The sequence below is a fragment of the Dorea formicigenerans genome (assembly GCF_025150245.1).
Taxonomy (GTDB): Bacteria; Bacillota; Clostridia; order Lachnospirales; family Lachnospiraceae; genus Dorea; species Dorea formicigenerans.
The window spans coordinates 2,695,480-2,712,019 of record NZ_CP102279.1 but is presented as its reverse complement, the minus strand read 5'-3'; the positions used below and the strand labels follow the sequence as shown (position 1 = coordinate 2,712,019).

Here is a 16,540-nt window from a genome sequence, read left to right as displayed (position 1 = left end):
CAACGGATTTTGAAAGAGATGGAAAGTCTGTTGACGAAAGATGTTATGAGATTTATTCTAAAGAAAAATACCGAGGAGGAAAGTAAGAATGAAAAAGAGAGTTGCGCTGATACTCGCAGTGGTGATGGCAATTGGTGTCATTACGGGCTGTGGAAAAAAAGCTGATAACATCAGCGAAAAAAGTGAAGAACAAAATGGAAAGAAAGATACCGTTGTAGTGGCTGTAGATTCCGACGATCACGAAGGATTTGTTCCATGGAACAGTATAGGAGTTATAGATGATTGCGTATGGTTAAATGTTCTTCAGCCGATTATGAAATCGGATAAGACATTTGATGAGATGAAACCCCTGGTAGCAGAAAGCTATGATGTATCTGAGGATGGGAAAAATGTAACGTTCCATCTTCAAAAAGGAGTAACATTTTCAGATGGAAATGATGTGACAGCAGAAGATGTTGTTTTCTCAATCCAGCAATATGTAGACTCAGAATATCGTTCAAAAGATTACACTTTTGTTGAAAAAGTAGAGGCTACAGATGATTCGACAGTCACAGTGTATGGTAATTCAGTTGTTACGAATGCGCCATGGATTTTGGCAAAAATTCGTGTTGTAGAAAAAAGTGCATATGAAAAAGATCCAGATGGATATAACGAGAATCCAATTGGATGTGGACCATATGTTTTGAAAGAGTATAAAGAAGGAAAATATATGCTCTTAACTGTTAACGATAATTATTGGAAAGAAAAACCCGCAATTAAAAATGTAAAAGTACAGGTTGTAAATGATTCTGTGCTGGCAGATTCTATTTTAAATGGCGATATTGATTTTTCTGGTCTTACAGGTGAGGCATATGAGAAAATTAAAGAAGCAGATAAAGACAATATTACAATTCGTGAAGATAAGGATATTGCAGCTGGATGTGAATATTTCTTCTTTAATTGTCAGAATGAAGTATTAAAAGATAAGCGTGTACGTCAGGCAATCAGCTATGCGATCAATCGCGAAAAGATAGCAGATTTAAGCGAAACTATGACTTACCTTGATTCTTATCCGGTTCCAAATGGAATGGAAGACTATGATAAAGCAGTAGAAGGAATTACAGATTATAAATATGATCCAGATAAAGCAAAAGAACTTTTGGCAGAAGCTGGATATACAGATACGCTTGATTTGGGAAAATACATTATCATGTATGATGGAATTGACTCAGAGATTGCTCAGAGCATTCAGGAAGATTTAAAAGCGGTTGGAGTAAATGTTGAAATTGCAATCGAAGAACAGAGTGCAGCGTTTAAAGACATTAACAATGGGGATTATTCTATTGTAACAAGTTATGCTAATTTTGGAGATCAGATTACGGGATTGACAAAAGTATTAAATACGAAACTGATTGGAAATTATAACTATGCAAATTATGGAAATGCGGATTTAGATAATATGACAGAAGAGGCACTTGCTGAAACAGATGCGGCAAAGCGATTAGATGTAACAAGAAATATTGTGACATTGCTGCAGGATGAAGTGCCTGTAATCAAGCTGAGTAATGATGTAAAATTCCATGCATATAATAAAGACCTCGACTGTACAATTATGTACAATTGCTTCTATCGTTTTGATGAATGGGGCTGGAAATAAATAACGGGTATGAATTTTGGAAATATGCCGTCTCTGTACAGGGGCGGCATATTAGACTATATTCCAGAAAATTAACTATCAAGAAAAACTGTTTGTGATAAAACAATATTGGTGAGTGAAAAAATGCTAAAGTATATTATAAAAAGAATTTTAGCTTCAATTGCTACAATTATAGGAATTATATTTTTAATAAATTTATTTATAGAACTTGCTCCAGGAGATCCGGGGCGCTTGATTTTGGGCATGAATGCTTCCCCGGAGCAAGTGCAGATTTTGAATCATTCACTTGGATATGATCAACCATTTCTGAAGAGATTTTTCGAATATATAATAGGAGTGTTTACAAGGTTAGATTTGGGGACTTCATACAAATATGGGGTAAGTGTATGGGAAAAAATATGCTCTCGAATACCAACCACATTTATAGTAGCGCTGACTACGGTTGTTATAGATTCCATATTGTCTGTATTTTTGGGAATTGTTTGTGTAAAAAATAAAGACAGTAAAATAGATGCTGTTATTTCAACTGTAGCAGGTTTTACTTCAGCAATTCCATCCTACTGGCTAGGTGTAGTTCTCCTTCTGATTTTTTGTTTTAAACTCCGTTTTTTCTCCGTATATGATATGGGAAATTCAGTAGCGGGTTATGTACTTCCGGTTGCAACGGTGGTTATCATCACATTTGGTCCGCTTGTGAAAAAGACAAGAGCTGTTTTGCTTGATGTTATGAATCAAGATTATATACGAACAGCTAGGGCTTTAGGAGAAGGGGAATGGAGTATCATCTGGAAGTATGCGATGAAGAATGCACTTCTTCCGATTATTACAATTATTGGTTATGGATTTACCGGGCTGATGGGTGGAACATTGATTATTGAGCAGGTATTTTCCTTAATGGGAATCGGGACCTTGATGCTGACAGCGATTCAGACGAGAGATGTTCCCCTTGTTTGTGGAATTACTGTAGTTATATCTGTAATTTTTTGTTTAGTGCAGCTGTTGGTAGATATTTTATATATTATTTTTGATCCGCGTCTTGCAGTAAAAATAGAAAAATAGAGGGTTGCTATGAAAAAAATGTGGAAGAAATATTCAAAAAATAAAATGTCGGTGCTAGGATTTGTAATTATTGTGTTGCTGTTAATTTTGGTTATATTTGCAGATTTGTATATTGGTTACGATAAGGTATTGGCTCAAGATGTAAAGAATAAATTGCAATCCCCTTCTCTGAGTCATATTTGTGGGACAGATAATCTTGGAAGAGATTTGTTCGCAAGGTTGATTTATGGAGCAAGAGTATCTCTTGGAATAGGAGTAGCTGCCACATTTGCCGGAATGATGATCGGTTGTATTTTAGGAGCTGCGTGTGCATATATCGGAGGAATATTTGATAATGCAGTCATGCGTATTTTAGATGTTCTTTATTGTGTACCATTTGTTTTGCAGGCAATGTTAATTGTGGCTATTCTTGGATCTTCTATTCCTAATTTGATTTTTGCTGTAACAGTGGGGAACATCCCGGGATATGCAAAAGTTACAAGAGGAGCCGTGATTTCCGTAACGGAAAGAGATTATGTGAAAGCTGCGAAAGTCAGCGGGGTGTCGACCGGAAATATCATTTTAAAATATATTATACCGAATGCAGCTGGAGTTTTGATTACAAATGGTGCATTTTATTTGGCAGATACACTGCTTGCATCTTCTGGTCTGAGCTTTTTGGGAATCGGGGTACAACCACCAATTCCAGAATGGGGATCCATACTATCTTCCGGTCTGGAATATATGAACAGTGGGCCTCATATTGTAATTTTATCGGGACTTTTTATTGCAGTAACGACAGTAGGGATTACTTTGATTGGAGATGGTCTGAGAGATGTATTTGAATGATGAAGCAGTGCTGAAAGTTGAAAATTTACGGGTTGGGTTTGGAGAAGAAGAAAAACGTGAGGTTGTAAGAAATATTTCCTTCCAGATAAAGAAAGGTGAGGTCCTCTGCCTTGTGGGAGAAAGTGGTTCAGGAAAAAGTGTGACTGCATTTTCGATTATGCAGCTGTTTCACGGAACGACAGGGATGATTCTTGGTGGAAAAATATTGGTAAATGGGACAAATTTGGCAGAACTTTCAGAAAAGGAAATGCAAAAAAGAAGAGGAAATGAAATAGCAATGGTCTTTCAAGAACCCATGACCAGTTTGAATCCAGTGATTACAATTGGAGTACAAATGGCACGCGCTATGCGATTACATCAAAAGCTTGAAAAACAGAAAGTCAGAGAGAAAAGCATTCAGCTTCTAGAAAAGGTTGGAATAAAACATGCTGAAAAAACATTGTATGCATATCCACATGAAGTATCTGGGGGAATGCGTCAGAGAATTATGATTGCCATGGCTATGATTAATAAACCATCACTTTTAATCTGTGATGAACCTACTTCGGCGTTAGATGTAATTGTGCAGGATCAGATTATAAAATTGATAAAAAGTTTATGTGTACAAGAAGAGATGGCAGTTCTTTTTATTACACATGACATGAGTGTTGTGGCTCAGATTGCTGATCAGATTGCAGTGATGCATCATGGGAAGATTGTAGAAAGCGATGAGAAAAAAAGATTCTGTTTTGCCCGAAAAATGAATATACAAAGCGTCTTATTTGCGATGCGATGGCTATGCAGAAAGAAAAAAATGAAGAATCGGATATTTTATCTGATAAAATTAATGAACAAATAATATTGAAAGTTTCTGATTTAAAAAAATATTATAAGATGCCCGGAGAAAAATTGCTGGAAAAAAGCAGAAAATTTGTGGCATTGGAAGATATTTCGTTTGAATTAAGAAAGGGAGAAACGATTGGAATTGTAGGGGAGTCAGGATGTGGGAAAACGACTCTTGGACAGTTGATATGCGGAATTCAAACGAAGAGTGATGGAAATATTCAATATGCAGAAAAAGCACAGATTATTTTTCAGGATCCATATTCTTCATTGAATCCCAAAATGAAAGTAGAAGATTTGATTGCGGAACCTTATGATGCAAAGCACAGATACAAAAAGAAAAATACAAAAGAACGGCAGAAGAAAATAGAAATGTGTATGAGTCAGGCAAGATTGGATCCTGCCTATAGATACTGTTATCCAAAAGAATTATCAGGCGGATTGCGGCAAAGAGTCGGAATTGCCAGAGCGCTTATGGCAGATGCAGGACTGGTTATTTGTGATGAGGTTGTTTCAGCGTTGGATGTTTCTATACAAAGTCAGATTATGAAACTATTTTTGGAGATTAAGGAAACAAAGGGGATCTCATATGTGTTCATATCTCATGATTTTCATGTTGTTCGCTATATATCAGATTGGATTCTGGTTTTGTATAATGGAAGAATGGTCGAGTATGCAAGAAGTGACAAATTATTTGAACAGCCGCTTCATCCATATACCCGTGAATTATTACGTGCAATTCCAAATATAAGAAAAACAAATATAGAGGAGTCATCTGAAAGCAAGGGAAGAAAAGAAGAATGTAAGGAACAAGATGATATTAAGAATAATATAGAAAGAACGACAATGGATACGGGATGTCCGTATAGAAAACGTTGTCAGCATAGAACAGAAGAATGTGAAAGGAAACGGCCGGAATGGAGAAAAGCAGAGGAAGAGCATTGGGTAGCTTGCAGGAAAATCAAAAGTTTTGTGAATATCTAGAAAAATCTGTCACACCGTTTCACTGTGTATTGAACAGTGAAAAAATATTGAATCAGAATGGCTTCTGTGAATTGAATACAGAGTCGAAGTGGAAGTTAAAAAAAGGTGGAAAATATTATTGGAAATTCAATGATAGTTATCTATTTGCATTTTCTGTTGGAACAATGTGGAGCGAAGGACAGGGCTTCAAGCTTGCAGCTGCTCATGGAGATTCTCCATGTTTTCGTATCAGGTCGGGAAAAGATAAGCGGATGGGGCAGTATGTTTTCCTGAACACGGAAGGATATGGAGGGGCTAATTTTACATCATGGATAGATAGACCACTGTCAGTTGCCGGAAGGGTTTGCTTGAAATCAAAGTATGATAAAAAGGTAGATGTGAGAATACTTGATATGGAACGCGCGATTGCAATTATTCCTGGACTGGCGGTTCATTTTACAAAAGAGGATTATGAATATCAGGAGAAGAATTCAAAAAGAATTCCACTGTTTGCAATTACAGAGAATACTGAAATGTCTGATAAAATGTTTGAAAAAATGGTTGCAGATGAATTAGAAGTTGAACCGGAAGATATTCTGGACTATGAATTGTATGTTTACCATTACGCAAAGAGTGAAATAATTGGAATGAAAGAGGAACTTTTGGCATCACCAAGATTGGACAATCAGACCGGTACATATGGGATTATACAGGCAATTGCTGGGACTGAAAATGAGACGGGAATTAGTGCAGCAGTTATATTTGATAATGAAGAAGTAGGAAATATTTCAAAAAACGGGGCATTTTCACGTGTGACATCTACAATATTAAAATTAATATATGAGGGACTTGGATGTAATGAATTACAATATGATAAAGAGTTATTAAAAAGCAATATTATATCTGTAGATGCTGCCCATGGATTTCATCCGGTTTTTGCAACGCATTATGATAAAGAACACATGTGCATTCTGAACAGAGGATTTTGTATAAAACAGGCATCATCACAGGCTTATGCTACGGACAGTACAATGAGTGGAATGATTCAACAATTATGTAGAAAAGAAAATATACCATTTCAGAAATATATGAATCATGCAGATATACGTGGAGGAGGAACACTTGGCTCGATTATATCGTGTGTTCTTGGTGTGAAAACAGCAGATATAGGGGTTCCGATTTTATCCATGCATTCATCATTGGAGACGATGGGAATGGAAGATGAAAATTCTCTGATTCATTTTCTGAGAATATATTATGATGCTATGTAAAAGGGGAAAATAAATGAAATATGATTTTGATCAAGTAATAGACAGACATGGTACTGACTCAAGTAAATGGGATTGCGGAGCAAAACTTTTAAAAAGGGGATACACGACAAGATATGATAAAGAGACGATTCCGCTTTTTAATGCAGATATGGATTTCAAGTGTGCACCGGAAATCATAAAAGCAATGGAGCGGGTGGTTGCACGTGGGATTTATGGTTACACAAGCATAGTGGATGATGATTATTATAAGGCGATTCAAAGTTGGTTTTTTCAATATAACAGCTGGAAAATGGAAAAAGAACAGATTATATTGGAACGTGGAACTATTACAGGAATTGTAAACTTGATTCAGACATTTACTGAAAAAGAAGATGGGATTATTATTATGCCTCCCGTCTATTCGGGTTTTAGAGATGCAATTGATTTTACGGGCAGAACAGCACAGTATTGTTGGTTGAAATGTAATGACGAGCCGTATTATACAATTGACTTTGAACAACTGGAAAAACTTGCGTCAGACAGCAAAAATAAGGCAGTTTTATTATGTAATCCACATAATCCAATAGGACGAGCTTGGAAGAAAGAAGAATTGAATCGGGTCGTACATATCTGCAGAAAACATAATCTCTTTATATGGTCCGATGATGTACATTGTGATTTGATGCGAACAAATCAGAAATATATACCAGTTGCTTCTATATGTGATTATAAAAAGATTGTGACACTGACTTCACTCAGTAAAACATTCAATCTTGCAGGTCTTTATATTACCAATATTATTTTTGAAGATATAGAAATGAAAGAAAAATATGTTCAGAAATGTCTAGGAGCATCTGCATCACCATTTGATATTGTGCTTGTGGAGACTGCATATACAAGATGTGAAAACTGGCTGATACAATTGAGAGAGTATCTGGATGATAATCTTAAATGGGCGGTTGAGAGATTGAGAAGAAATATACCAGGAGTAAAATGTACTATGCCGGAAGGAAGCTATATTATCTGGGTTGATTTTGAAAAATGTGGAATGTCGGAAGAAGAGGTACGAAGTCGGATCATAGATAAAGCAAACGTGATGCTGTCAAGAGGAATTAAGGCGGCTCCGGGAAAGGGAAACTATAGTTATCGGATTTGTGCAGGAGTCAGCCGAAGTGTGTTGGAAAAAGCCGTGAACCGGATTATTGAAGTTTTTCAAAAATAGCGATATTTAACGAAGGTAATGACGAAATAAAAGACTCTTAAAAGAGTGTAATCAGCAAGGACATGGGAATTACTGATTACACTCTCTTAGAATTTAGAATATATTTACATACTGATGTTAATCAAGTTTTCCGGCGCATATATCCTGAATTAGATTTTCGTAGCGCAGGATTAATTCGATATCTTTGTCGGTGAAATGTCGTTCTAAGCAATCAGCAATTTCTTTGTTTCGAATTTTGTCATATTCTAAGTATTGCTGATATACATTTTCGCCGTCAGGAGAAAGTGAGATGATAAAATAGCGTTTATCTTCAAGATTCTTCTTTTTTTCAATAAGTTTTTTCTTCAAAAGGCGTCCGGCAATTTGAGTAGCGGCACCTTGGGTTATATTCATTTTTTCAGCGATTTCACTCATAGTTAATTCTTTAGATATCCCTACAAAAAGTAAAAAATGCATTTCGCGAAGATAAAGTTTGTGACCCTTTACATATTCACGATCTGTATACATATAATTGTGATAGGCCAAGGTTGCATTGCGTGTTGCTAAAATAACTTGTCTGGTAAGATTGAGTTTGTTTTCCATGTAACTGTCCCTTCTTTGTGCAAAAACAATATAAAATCCATTTAAATAATTGACAAGCAGTGCATATATGCTATAATTATTTTAGATACTAAAATATATTTTTGCTATTTGCATAATTTTTTCCTGGTTCTATTTTATAAGATTGTTAGAAATTATGCAATATTTTTTAGACAAATACTTTAGATTATAAAGTATTTGCCGAGAAAGATAAGGAGGATATAATGATTTTTTACTTTTCGGGGACGGGAAATTCTAAAGCAATTGCAGAAGAGATTGCGAATTATATCGGTACAGAGGCTGTGGATATTATAGCAGCTGATATTAATCAGATTCATTTGGAAAATGAAGAATATGTAGGCTTTACATTTCCGGTATATGCATGGGCAGCACCTGAAGTTATGTTGCAATTTGCTGAGAAAATAAAAGTATCAGAAACAGCTTTTACATTTGCGGTCTGTACATTCAGTAATGTTGCAGGAATGGCACTTCAGCATTTTTCGGAGATTATTCCATTAAAAAGTGGTTATGGGATTGTAATGCCGGATAATTACCCTATTACGGATCACATCATAGATACAAAGGAAAGTTCTATGGTGAAATTAGAAGAAGCAAGGAAAAGACTTGATCAGGTAAAAGAAAAAATAGCCAAAAAAGAAGAAGAGTTTGATGTGAAGATGGGGGAAGATGCTAAGACCCGCACTTATGAAATGGCTCCGGTATTTAACCGAGAGTGGAGAAAAACAGCTGCATATCATGTTTCAGATGAATGTATTGGCTGCGGATTATGTGAACGGAAGTGTCCTGCAAAGGCAATAGAAATTCAGGATGGTAAACCGGTTTGGATAAAGGAAGACTGTTATTTGTGCATGGCTTGTTTGAATTATTGCCCGGTAGAAGCTATAGATTACGGTAAATATAGTAAAGGAAGATTTAGATACTTTTTTAAGGGATTTTCAAAAGAGAACTATTAATAACAAGGAGGTAAAAAAGTGAAAAAAATACCAGTACTTATGGATTGTGATCCAGGGCATGATGATGCGATGGCTATTATTTTGGCTTTGTCATCTGAAAAATTGAATGTATTAGGGATTACTTCAGCGTGTGGAAATCAAACTATAGAAAAGACAACAAAGAATGCAAGAAGTGTATGTGAGTTTTTGGGGAGAAGAGATATTCCAATTGCACAAGGCAGGAAAGCACCGCTTTTAACTCCGATTTATACAGCTGGAATTGCACATGGAGACAGTGGTATAGATGGACCAGAATTGCCTGAACCTGTAGCACCGATGCAGGAAATGAGTGCAGTTGAATTTATGGCACAGCAATTAGAAAAAAGTGACACTCCGATTGTGATTGTACCGACCGGTCCACTTACAAATGTCGCAACGTTGATTTTATGTTATCCGCATTTAATTGAAAAAATAGATAAAATTGTGCTTATGGGAGGCTCGATTGTCAGTGGCTGCAGTGGCCGTGGAGCTTCAGAATTTAATATTATGGTTGATCCTTATGCAGCAGATATTGTTTATACTTCTGGAATTCCAATTGTTATGATGGGACTGGATGTTACCAATTATACAACGATTGGATTTGATGAAAAGGAAAAGTTTCGTGAAACAGGACAGGTAGGAACTTTAATTGCAGATTTTGCCGATTTTTTCGGTAGAGGATTTGAAATGATAGGCTGGTGTGGAGTGCCAGTACATGATGCATGCACGATTGCATATTTGATTGATCCGACTATTTTTGAATTAAAAGAAATGCATGTTGAGATAGATTTGACTGGTGAATTTACCATGGGAAGCACCGTTGCTGACTGTCACGGAGTAGAAGGAAAAGAGCCAAATGTGTCGGTGGGTATATCTTCGGACAGAGATCGTTTTATTGAATTGATGCTTGATGCATGTAAAAAGTACGAGAAGGGGGAAGAAAAAAATGTTTAAAGATCCAGTATTAATAGATACAGATGGCCAGTTAGACAGTTTTTGGGGATTGGTACTGGCGAAACGATTTTTAGATGTAAAAGCTGTTACAGTATGTGGAGGAAAAAATAATAATCCTGAAGATGCATTTAAAAATGTACCGGGTTTTGTAAAGATGGCCGGATTATCATGTAGTGTATCTAAGGGAAGTGAAAGATGTGTTTTGAAAAAGAAAAAACCGGTACAGACGCATTATCTCCCAGACGGAAAATGTGGATTGCCATTTCCGGAAGGTCAGTCAATGGATGAAATGCCGGCATGGGATCGTATTTATAAAGAAGCGAAAGAAGCCGAGGGGAATTTAGTTGTCTTATGTTATGGACCTATGACTAATTTAGCATTGGCAATTTTTAAATACCCTGATATATGTGAACTTATCAAAAAAGTGGTATTTGTAGGTGGAAGTTATGATTTCGGAGATGTCTCCGCAGTTGTTGAAGCAAATATGGCAACAGATCCGGAGGCTGCAAGAGCAGTTTTTCAAAGTGGTATTCGAATGGAAATGTATGGATATAATGTCGAGCTAAAATCAGCATTGGCAAATTCTGAAATTGGTCAGATCGTACATGGGGCAAACGGTCCATATACCACAGCGTTTGCTATGAGTGGAATGTCGCATAAACCAGGAGAGCCCATTTATTATGGACCGGCAATTGCAACATTAGGACTTGCAACACCAGAAATTTTTACATACGAACGGCACAATATTTTTATAGAAACTAAAAGTGATATTTGCAGAGGAAGGGTTGTACCTTTGACAATGTATACACCTTTGGGGCATCCAAAAGATACAAAAGTCGCTATGGATTTAGATAAAAAATTATATATTGAAATTATGAAAGAAACTTTGGATGAATATGAAAAAATTGATTAGGAAGAACAAGGGGATGAATGTATGAGAGCCAAAAAGAAAAATAAGAAACGGATGGATAATATGACAAAGTTATTAATTCCACTTGCAGTGGCAATTAATATGCTGGCATATACAGTTCTATATTCAACAACAATGTTGATTCTGGGAGATTCTATTGGAACGATTTTGGTGGGAGCCATTTGTGGCCCGGGCCCGGGAGCTATCGTAGGATTATTGTCGAATCTGGTAAATGTAATCAAAAATCCTGTAATGATAGTGATGATGCCTCTGAATATTGGATTTGGAGTTGTTTCAGGCTATTTGACGAAAAGAAGAATTTTTACAAGTCTTCCGAAAACATTGCTGTGTACACCAATCTATGGATTTATCGGTGGATGGTTAAGTGGAAGTATTATTTTCCTGGCAATGGGTGGAGATTTCTGGGGAAATCTTGCCAGTGTTTTTGTAGGAATTCCGCTTTATAATGCAGGAGTACCAAAGTATTTTGCTATGGCTATTGGCCAGCTGCTGTTTGATTGTATTGACAAAGGTGTCTGCCTGCTTCTGGTATATTTGATTATTCGATCATTACCAGACCGATTTTTAATAAAACTTCCTTATGGGAAATATGTGACGCGAAAACAATACAGAGAAGAGGATATTGATTTTGGGGAGGAATAGAAAATATGACAAATCAAGAATTTATAGATAGTTTCCGACAGGATCAAAAGCAGGAGAACTGGTGGTACAGATTTCATCCAATCACAAAAATGATATTTTGCCTTGCATTAGGATTTATGTCATTGTTTGTTTTTAAATGGCAGGTAGGACTGGTAATTTTTTTGATTGCAAGCGTCATTGCAATGACAACTCCAATATATAAAAAATATTTTGCGACAATAGGGATTATGTTTGTGGTAGGTTGTCTGTTTACAGTTATTGTCAGATTGTATGTGCATTTGGGAGATCCGGGGCCGGCTGCGTTCTATCTTTTTGGAAAAGCAGTTCCGATGGCGGCTTTGATTAGCTGTCTGGATTTAATATTTATGATAGAAGGTTTTCTTGGAATCTTTTTAGTATTTTTTATGACAACGGAAATGAGAGATTTATGCTATTGTCTTGAGCAGAAAGGAATGTCTCCTTCTGCAACCTTTATGGTATTGTCTACATTTTCGGGAATCGCATCTATCAAAGATAAATTGAATAATGTCAGAGAAAGTCAGAGAGCAAGAGGAATCGAAACAGAAGGAAGTTTTATTGTGAAGATGAAATCAATTTTACCAGTATTATTTCCGGTTATTATAAGTTCTATGACAGGAATTGAAGATAAGACATTGGCAATGGATGCGAGAGCCTTTGCAGCAAATGGAAAACACACAGCACTTCGAAGAATTACTCCAGCAAAGTTTGTTGAGAAACTGGTAGCAGTGTTGGCAGTTGTAATTTGTATTGTAGGAACATTTGTATGCAAAAAGTACTTGTAGGAGGTAGAAACCATGAGTGTATGTATAGAATTTAAAGATGTTTCATATGCATATCCATTAACAAATAAAGCAGCTGTAAAGCACTTGAATTGTAAATTGGAAAGTGGAAAATGTTACGGAATCATAGGGCCTAATGCGGGAGGAAAAACAACCTTCTGCAATTTGATGAGAGGGTTATGCCCGAAATTTTATGGCGGAATATTAAAAGGTGATGTGATTGTAAATGGAAAGAGCACAAGAGAATGGGAAGATGAAGAATTAAGTATTCAGATTGGGTATGTGTTCCAGGATCCATTTGCACAGGTAAGCGGAATAAAGGAGACAGTTTTTGAAGAAATTGGAATGGGATTGGAAAATCTGGGAGTAGAAACAGAAGAAATGATTCAAAGAATTCTTGAAATTTCAAAAATGGTAAATGTAGAATCACTACTTCAGAAAAATCCATTGGCGTTATCAGGTGGGCAATGTCAAAGAGTAGCATTTGCATCAGTATTAGCTTTAAATTCTGATATTATTGTTATTGATGAACCGACCAGCCAACTCGATCCAAGCAGTACAAATGATGTATTTGAGATTATCTCTGCATTAAAAAATCAGGGAAAAACAGTTATTATTGCAGAGCACAAAATTGATTTACTTGCTGAATATTGTGATGAAATTATTGCAATGGCAGAAGGACGAATTATTGCTCAGGGTGATACGAGAGAAGTGCTTGCAAATCCAATACTCAGAGAAAAAGGGGTGCGAATACCGCAGACAGTCAGTTTAGCTATAAATATGGAAAAAGAGGGAATACCACTTCGAAATATTCCGATTAATAAAAAAGAAGCAATAGAACTCTTGAAAGAAAGGGAGGTATAGAGAATATGGCAATTGAAGTGAAAAATATAAGCTATACATATCCTGGAAGTACGGTGACAGCAGTCGAAAATGTTTCGATGAAAATTGAAAAAGGGGAAAGAGTTGCTATTATTGGTCAAAACGGGGCAGGAAAATCTACGACCGTAAAATTAATGAATAATATATACAAGCCTACTTCAGGCGAAATTATTATTGATGGGATTAATACAAAAAATCAGACAACAGCTCAGACAGCTCCACATGTAGGATATGTATTTCAAAATCCCAATGATCAGATATTTAATGATGATGTAATAAAAGAAATAGAGTATGTATTACGCTATTGGAAATTGTCAGAGGAAGAAATAAAACGTAGAAGAGAGGAAGCGATAGATGTAACGGGAATCAGACCGTATTTGGAAATGCATCCATTTGATATTCCGCTTCCTATACGAAAATTCCTTACAATTGCAGTTGTTGTGGCAGTTAGTCCTGATTATGTGATTTTAGATGAGCCAACGGCCGGACAGGATTTATGGGGATGTGCACAACTTCGGAAAGTTATGGATTATCTGCAAAGTAAAGGAAAGGCAGTTATCACTATTTCACATGATATGGAATATGTAGCTGAAAACTTTGAAAGAATTATTGTAATGGCTCATAAAAATGTGATTGCAGATGGAAAGAAAGAAGATATTTTTTATCAAAAAGATAAATTGCAAGAAGCATATGTAAAACCGCCACTGAGCACGCAAATTGCACAAGAAGTTGGAATAAAAAAGAATATATTAAATATGCAAGAATTAATTAATTGCTATAAATAACTCATAAGAACATCAGACATACATCTCCTCATCCCTGCATAGATTGTAAAAAAACAAACTATGCAGGGGTTTTTCTATGAAGGATTATATTGAAGAGCGGGCGGTGGAAATCGCATATTATATTATCGAAAATAAAGCAACTGTCCGGCAGACTGCGAAAAAATTTGGAATGAGCAAGAGCACGATACATAAGGACGTCACAGAGCGTCTACTTCAGATCAATCCAGCACTGGCGGGGGAGGCCAGAAAGGTATTGGATCAGAACAAGTCAGAAAGGCATATCCGCGGTGGACTTGCTACGAAAGAGAAGTATCTTCATCAACACATGCTAAGACAGCATTAAGCAGTGTTAAGATACTGTTAAAAATGTCGAATTTGTGCATACAAGGGGATTTTGAAAGCTAACATTTTGGCGTAATTGTCTCTTTTTTTTCGTCTCCGATTGTGCTAACATTTAGCACAGCAAAGGAGGTATGACATTATGAGTCAGAGAACAATCATATTTTCGAGCCCTGAAGACGTTCTGAATTTTGTCAGAACAGTTGAAAAGTACCCTTACGACATGGATCTGGAAAGCGGACGCGCCGTTGTAGATGCAAAGTCACTTTTAGGTCTGATGAATCTGGGACTCAACAAAGAAATTGAGTTAAAAGTTTACGATGAAAACTGCCAGGATCTGTTTGATGAAATTTCAGAGTACTTTGCAGCATAAGCAGTCATCAGGATATTTATGAATGAAGATCTAATGATAGAAGATCAAAAGAAAATTAATCTTGTGGGGAAAAACTTCTCGTCGTATAATAGGTGCGGTGAGGAGTTTTTTGAATTATGAAAAAATGTAATGTTGACCGGAGTCATTATCTGTTTGATAATCAGGCTCTGGTATCTTTAATTGTACCATTAATTATTGAGCAGCTTTTAACAGTGCTGGTTGGAATGGCAGATTCCATTATGGTTGCAAATGTTGGTGAAGCAGCGGTGTCTGGTGTTTCGTTGGTAGACCAGATTATGGTCCTTCTGATTAATATATTTGCAGCACTGGCAACAGGAGGTGCTGTTGTTGCAGGACAGTACCTTGGACAGAAAAATAAAGAACAGGCATGTAAGTCTACGACACAGCTCATGTGGTCTATGGGATTTATTTCCCTTGTTATTACAGCGTTTGTATATGCGTGCAAATACTGGATCTTGCATGGTGTATTCGGACAGATTGAGGCAGATGTTATGCATCATGCAGATGTTTATCTTCTGATCGTGACAGCATCTATTCCATTTATCGCATTGTACAATGGTGGGGCAGCAATATTTCGCGCAATGGGAAATTCAGAAGTGTCCATGAAGGTGTCATTGCTTATGAATGCAATCAATGTAAGTGGAAATGCAATCTTAATTTACGGGTTTCATTGTGGAACAGAAGGTGTTGCGATTCCAACGTTAGTGTCCAGATTTGTGGCAGCATTTATCATAATAAAACTATTATTAAAGGATAAATGGACGCTACATCTGGAACGAACATTTCGTTTCAATCCGGATTGGAGCATGATCAGGAAAATATTAAGCGTGGGAATTCCAAATGGATTGGAAAATAGTATGTTCCAGCTTGGAAAAGTTCTGGTGCTGAGTCTGGTATCCACATTCGGAACTTATGCGATTGCAGCAAATGCAGTCAGCAATGTCATTACATTATTTTCTATTTTGCCGGGACAGGCAATCTGTCTGGCAGTAACTACAGTAATTGCGAGGTGTGTTGGGGCAGGAGATTATGAACAGGCAAAATATTACAATAAAAAACTAATTCTGCTTACGCACATAGGAATGGCAATCACAATTTTTATTGTATTTATAACATTGCCATTTATTTTAAAAGTGTACAATCTTTCAGAAGCTGCATCTGAGGCTACGAGACACATTATCTGGTTCCATGGCTGCTGTGCAATATTGATTTGGGCCGAATCATTTACATTGCCGGCAACATTCAGAGCTTGCGGTGATGCAAAGGCATGTATGATTATTTCTACAGTATCTATGTGGATTTTTCGAGTAGGAGCCAGTTATATTCTCGGGAAAAATCTTGGGCTTGGAGTTTTTGGAGTCTGGGTAGCTATGATTATCGATTGGGCATTTCGTTCACTATTATTTGGAATCCGTTATTTTAGCGGAAAGTGGAAAAAGCATGCACTTGTAAGTTAGATATT

At 36.5% G+C, this 16,540-nt stretch carries 18 protein-coding genes; 17 read left to right on the top strand and 1 reads right to left on the bottom strand.

Annotated elements, in window-relative coordinates:
* Nucleotides 1–88 precede the first annotated feature (88 nt).
* The 7 genes from NQ560_RS13220 (at nucleotide 89) to NQ560_RS13190 (ending at nucleotide 7,780) form a co-directional block, all read left to right on the top strand.
* The gene (locus tag NQ560_RS13220; protein ID WP_005333312.1) at nucleotides 89–1,636 is read left to right on the top strand and encodes an ABC transporter substrate-binding protein; all 1,548 of its coding nucleotides are present in this window, start codon (nucleotides 89–91) and stop codon (nucleotides 1,634–1,636) included.
* Between the two features lie 123 nt (nucleotides 1,637–1,759).
* A complete protein-coding gene (locus NQ560_RS13215) occupies nucleotides 1,760–2,695 on the top strand; it encodes an ABC transporter permease (protein WP_005333314.1) in 936 nt (311 codons plus the stop codon).
* Nucleotides 2,696–2,704: 9 nt separating this feature from the next.
* Nucleotides 2,705–3,523 carry an ABC transporter permease gene (locus tag NQ560_RS13210; protein WP_005333316.1) on the top strand — a complete coding sequence of 273 codons (819 nt, stop codon included), beginning with the start codon at nucleotides 2,705–2,707 and terminating at the stop codon, nucleotides 3,521–3,523.
* A complete protein-coding gene (locus NQ560_RS13205; RefSeq protein WP_154104224.1) occupies nucleotides 3,510–4,361 on the top strand; it encodes an ABC transporter ATP-binding protein in 852 nt (283 codons plus the stop codon). The genes NQ560_RS13210 and NQ560_RS13205 overlap by 14 nt, the downstream gene beginning before the upstream one ends.
* On the top strand, nucleotides 4,301–5,329 hold the full coding sequence (locus NQ560_RS13200; protein ID WP_005333320.1) for an oligopeptide/dipeptide ABC transporter ATP-binding protein: 1,029 nt from the start codon (nucleotides 4,301–4,303) through the stop codon (nucleotides 5,327–5,329). Before NQ560_RS13205 ends, NQ560_RS13200 begins: the two co-directional genes overlap by 61 nt.
* Nucleotides 5,263–6,579 carry a M18 family aminopeptidase gene (locus NQ560_RS13195; RefSeq protein WP_052302921.1) on the top strand — a complete coding sequence of 439 codons (1,317 nt, stop codon included), beginning with the start codon at nucleotides 5,263–5,265 and terminating at the stop codon, nucleotides 6,577–6,579. Before NQ560_RS13200 ends, NQ560_RS13195 begins: the two co-directional genes overlap by 67 nt.
* A 13-nt stretch (nucleotides 6,580–6,592) precedes the next feature.
* Nucleotides 6,593–7,780: a MalY/PatB family protein gene (locus tag NQ560_RS13190; RefSeq protein ID WP_005333323.1), complete on the top strand. Its 1,188-nt coding sequence runs from the start codon at nucleotides 6,593–6,595 to the stop codon at nucleotides 7,778–7,780.
* 117 nt (nucleotides 7,781–7,897) lie between these two features.
* On the opposite strand, the gene NQ560_RS13185 is transcribed toward NQ560_RS13190, so the two are convergent.
* Nucleotides 7,898–8,362 carry a MarR family transcriptional regulator gene (locus NQ560_RS13185; protein WP_005333325.1) on the bottom strand — a complete coding sequence of 155 codons (465 nt, stop codon included), beginning with the start codon at nucleotides 8,360–8,362 and terminating at the stop codon, nucleotides 7,898–7,900.
* 221 nt (nucleotides 8,363–8,583) lie between these two features.
* On the opposite strand from NQ560_RS13185, the gene NQ560_RS13180 reads away from it, so the two are divergent.
* The 10 genes from NQ560_RS13180 (at nucleotide 8,584) to NQ560_RS13135 (ending at nucleotide 16,535) form a co-directional block, all read left to right on the top strand.
* Nucleotides 8,584–9,333: an EFR1 family ferrodoxin gene (locus NQ560_RS13180; protein WP_005333326.1), complete on the top strand. Its 750-nt coding sequence runs from the start codon at nucleotides 8,584–8,586 to the stop codon at nucleotides 9,331–9,333.
* Between the two features lie 18 nt (nucleotides 9,334–9,351).
* Entirely contained in the window at nucleotides 9,352–10,305 is a 954-nt protein-coding gene (locus tag NQ560_RS13175; RefSeq protein ID WP_005333327.1) for a nucleoside hydrolase, read from the top strand.
* Complete coding sequence (locus tag NQ560_RS13170) at nucleotides 10,298–11,218, top strand: nucleoside hydrolase (protein WP_005333330.1); 921 nt, start codon at nucleotides 10,298–10,300, stop codon at nucleotides 11,216–11,218. The genes NQ560_RS13175 and NQ560_RS13170 overlap by 8 nt, the downstream gene beginning before the upstream one ends.
* Before the next feature lie 21 nt (nucleotides 11,219–11,239).
* Nucleotides 11,240–11,878, top strand: coding sequence for an ECF transporter S component (locus tag NQ560_RS13165; protein ID WP_005333332.1), 639 nt, complete (start codon nucleotides 11,240–11,242; stop codon nucleotides 11,876–11,878).
* Between the two features lie 5 nt (nucleotides 11,879–11,883).
* Nucleotides 11,884–12,681 (top strand): energy-coupling factor transporter transmembrane component T family protein, encoded by a 798-nt coding sequence (locus tag NQ560_RS13160; protein WP_005333334.1) that lies wholly within the window; start codon nucleotides 11,884–11,886, stop codon nucleotides 12,679–12,681.
* A 12-nt stretch (nucleotides 12,682–12,693) separates the two neighbouring features.
* Nucleotides 12,694–13,542, top strand: a complete 849-nt coding sequence (locus tag NQ560_RS13155) for an energy-coupling factor ABC transporter ATP-binding protein (RefSeq protein ID WP_005333335.1) — start codon at nucleotides 12,694–12,696, stop codon at nucleotides 13,540–13,542.
* Nucleotides 13,543–13,547: 5 nt separating this feature from the next.
* Entirely contained in the window at nucleotides 13,548–14,345 is a 798-nt protein-coding gene (locus NQ560_RS13150) for an energy-coupling factor ABC transporter ATP-binding protein (protein WP_005333336.1), read from the top strand.
* Nucleotides 14,346–14,421: 76 nt separating this feature from the next.
* Nucleotides 14,422–14,688: a sporulation transcriptional regulator SpoIIID gene (spoIIID, locus tag NQ560_RS13145; protein WP_005333337.1), complete on the top strand. Its 267-nt coding sequence runs from the start codon at nucleotides 14,422–14,424 to the stop codon at nucleotides 14,686–14,688.
* Between the two features lie 138 nt (nucleotides 14,689–14,826).
* On the top strand, nucleotides 14,827–15,057 hold the full coding sequence (locus NQ560_RS13140) for an HPr family phosphocarrier protein (protein ID WP_005333338.1): 231 nt from the start codon (nucleotides 14,827–14,829) through the stop codon (nucleotides 15,055–15,057).
* A 116-nt stretch (nucleotides 15,058–15,173) separates the two neighbouring features.
* Nucleotides 15,174–16,535, top strand: a complete 1,362-nt coding sequence (locus NQ560_RS13135) for an MATE family efflux transporter (RefSeq protein WP_005333340.1) — start codon at nucleotides 15,174–15,176, stop codon at nucleotides 16,533–16,535.
* The last annotated feature ends 5 nt before the right edge of the window (nucleotides 16,536–16,540 follow it).

Bases quoted from the DNA above. Each gene is read 5' to 3' on its own strand.
- NQ560_RS13220 (WP_005333312.1), top strand. From the start codon at position 89: ATGAAAAAGAGAGTTGCGCTGATACTCGCAGTGGTGATGGCAATTGGT.
- NQ560_RS13215 (WP_005333314.1), top strand. From the start codon at position 1,760: ATGCTAAAGTATATTATAAAAAGAATTTTAGCTTCAATTGCTACAATT.
- NQ560_RS13210 (WP_005333316.1), top strand. From the start codon at position 2,705: ATGAAAAAAATGTGGAAGAAATATTCAAAAAATAAAATGTCGGTGCTA.
- NQ560_RS13205 (WP_154104224.1), top strand. From the start codon at position 3,510: ATGTATTTGAATGATGAAGCAGTGCTGAAAGTTGAAAATTTACGGGTT.
- NQ560_RS13200 (WP_005333320.1), top strand. From the start codon at position 4,301: ATGCAGAAAGAAAAAAATGAAGAATCGGATATTTTATCTGATAAAATT.
- NQ560_RS13195 (WP_052302921.1), top strand. From the start codon at position 5,263: ATGGAGAAAAGCAGAGGAAGAGCATTGGGTAGCTTGCAGGAAAATCAA.
- NQ560_RS13190 (WP_005333323.1), top strand. From the start codon at position 6,593: ATGAAATATGATTTTGATCAAGTAATAGACAGACATGGTACTGACTCA.
- NQ560_RS13185 (WP_005333325.1), bottom strand. From the start codon at position 8,362: ATGGAAAACAAACTCAATCTTACCAGACAAGTTATTTTAGCAACACGC.
- NQ560_RS13180 (WP_005333326.1), top strand. From the start codon at position 8,584: ATGATTTTTTACTTTTCGGGGACGGGAAATTCTAAAGCAATTGCAGAA.
- NQ560_RS13170 (WP_005333330.1), top strand. From the start codon at position 10,298: ATGTTTAAAGATCCAGTATTAATAGATACAGATGGCCAGTTAGACAGT.
- NQ560_RS13165 (WP_005333332.1), top strand. From the start codon at position 11,240: ATGAGAGCCAAAAAGAAAAATAAGAAACGGATGGATAATATGACAAAG.
- NQ560_RS13160 (WP_005333334.1), top strand. From the start codon at position 11,884: ATGACAAATCAAGAATTTATAGATAGTTTCCGACAGGATCAAAAGCAG.
- NQ560_RS13155 (WP_005333335.1), top strand. From the start codon at position 12,694: ATGAGTGTATGTATAGAATTTAAAGATGTTTCATATGCATATCCATTA.
- NQ560_RS13150 (WP_005333336.1), top strand. From the start codon at position 13,548: ATGGCAATTGAAGTGAAAAATATAAGCTATACATATCCTGGAAGTACG.
- spoIIID (WP_005333337.1), top strand. From the start codon at position 14,422: ATGAAGGATTATATTGAAGAGCGGGCGGTGGAAATCGCATATTATATT.
- NQ560_RS13140 (WP_005333338.1), top strand. From the start codon at position 14,827: ATGAGTCAGAGAACAATCATATTTTCGAGCCCTGAAGACGTTCTGAAT.
- NQ560_RS13135 (WP_005333340.1), top strand. From the start codon at position 15,174: ATGAAAAAATGTAATGTTGACCGGAGTCATTATCTGTTTGATAATCAG.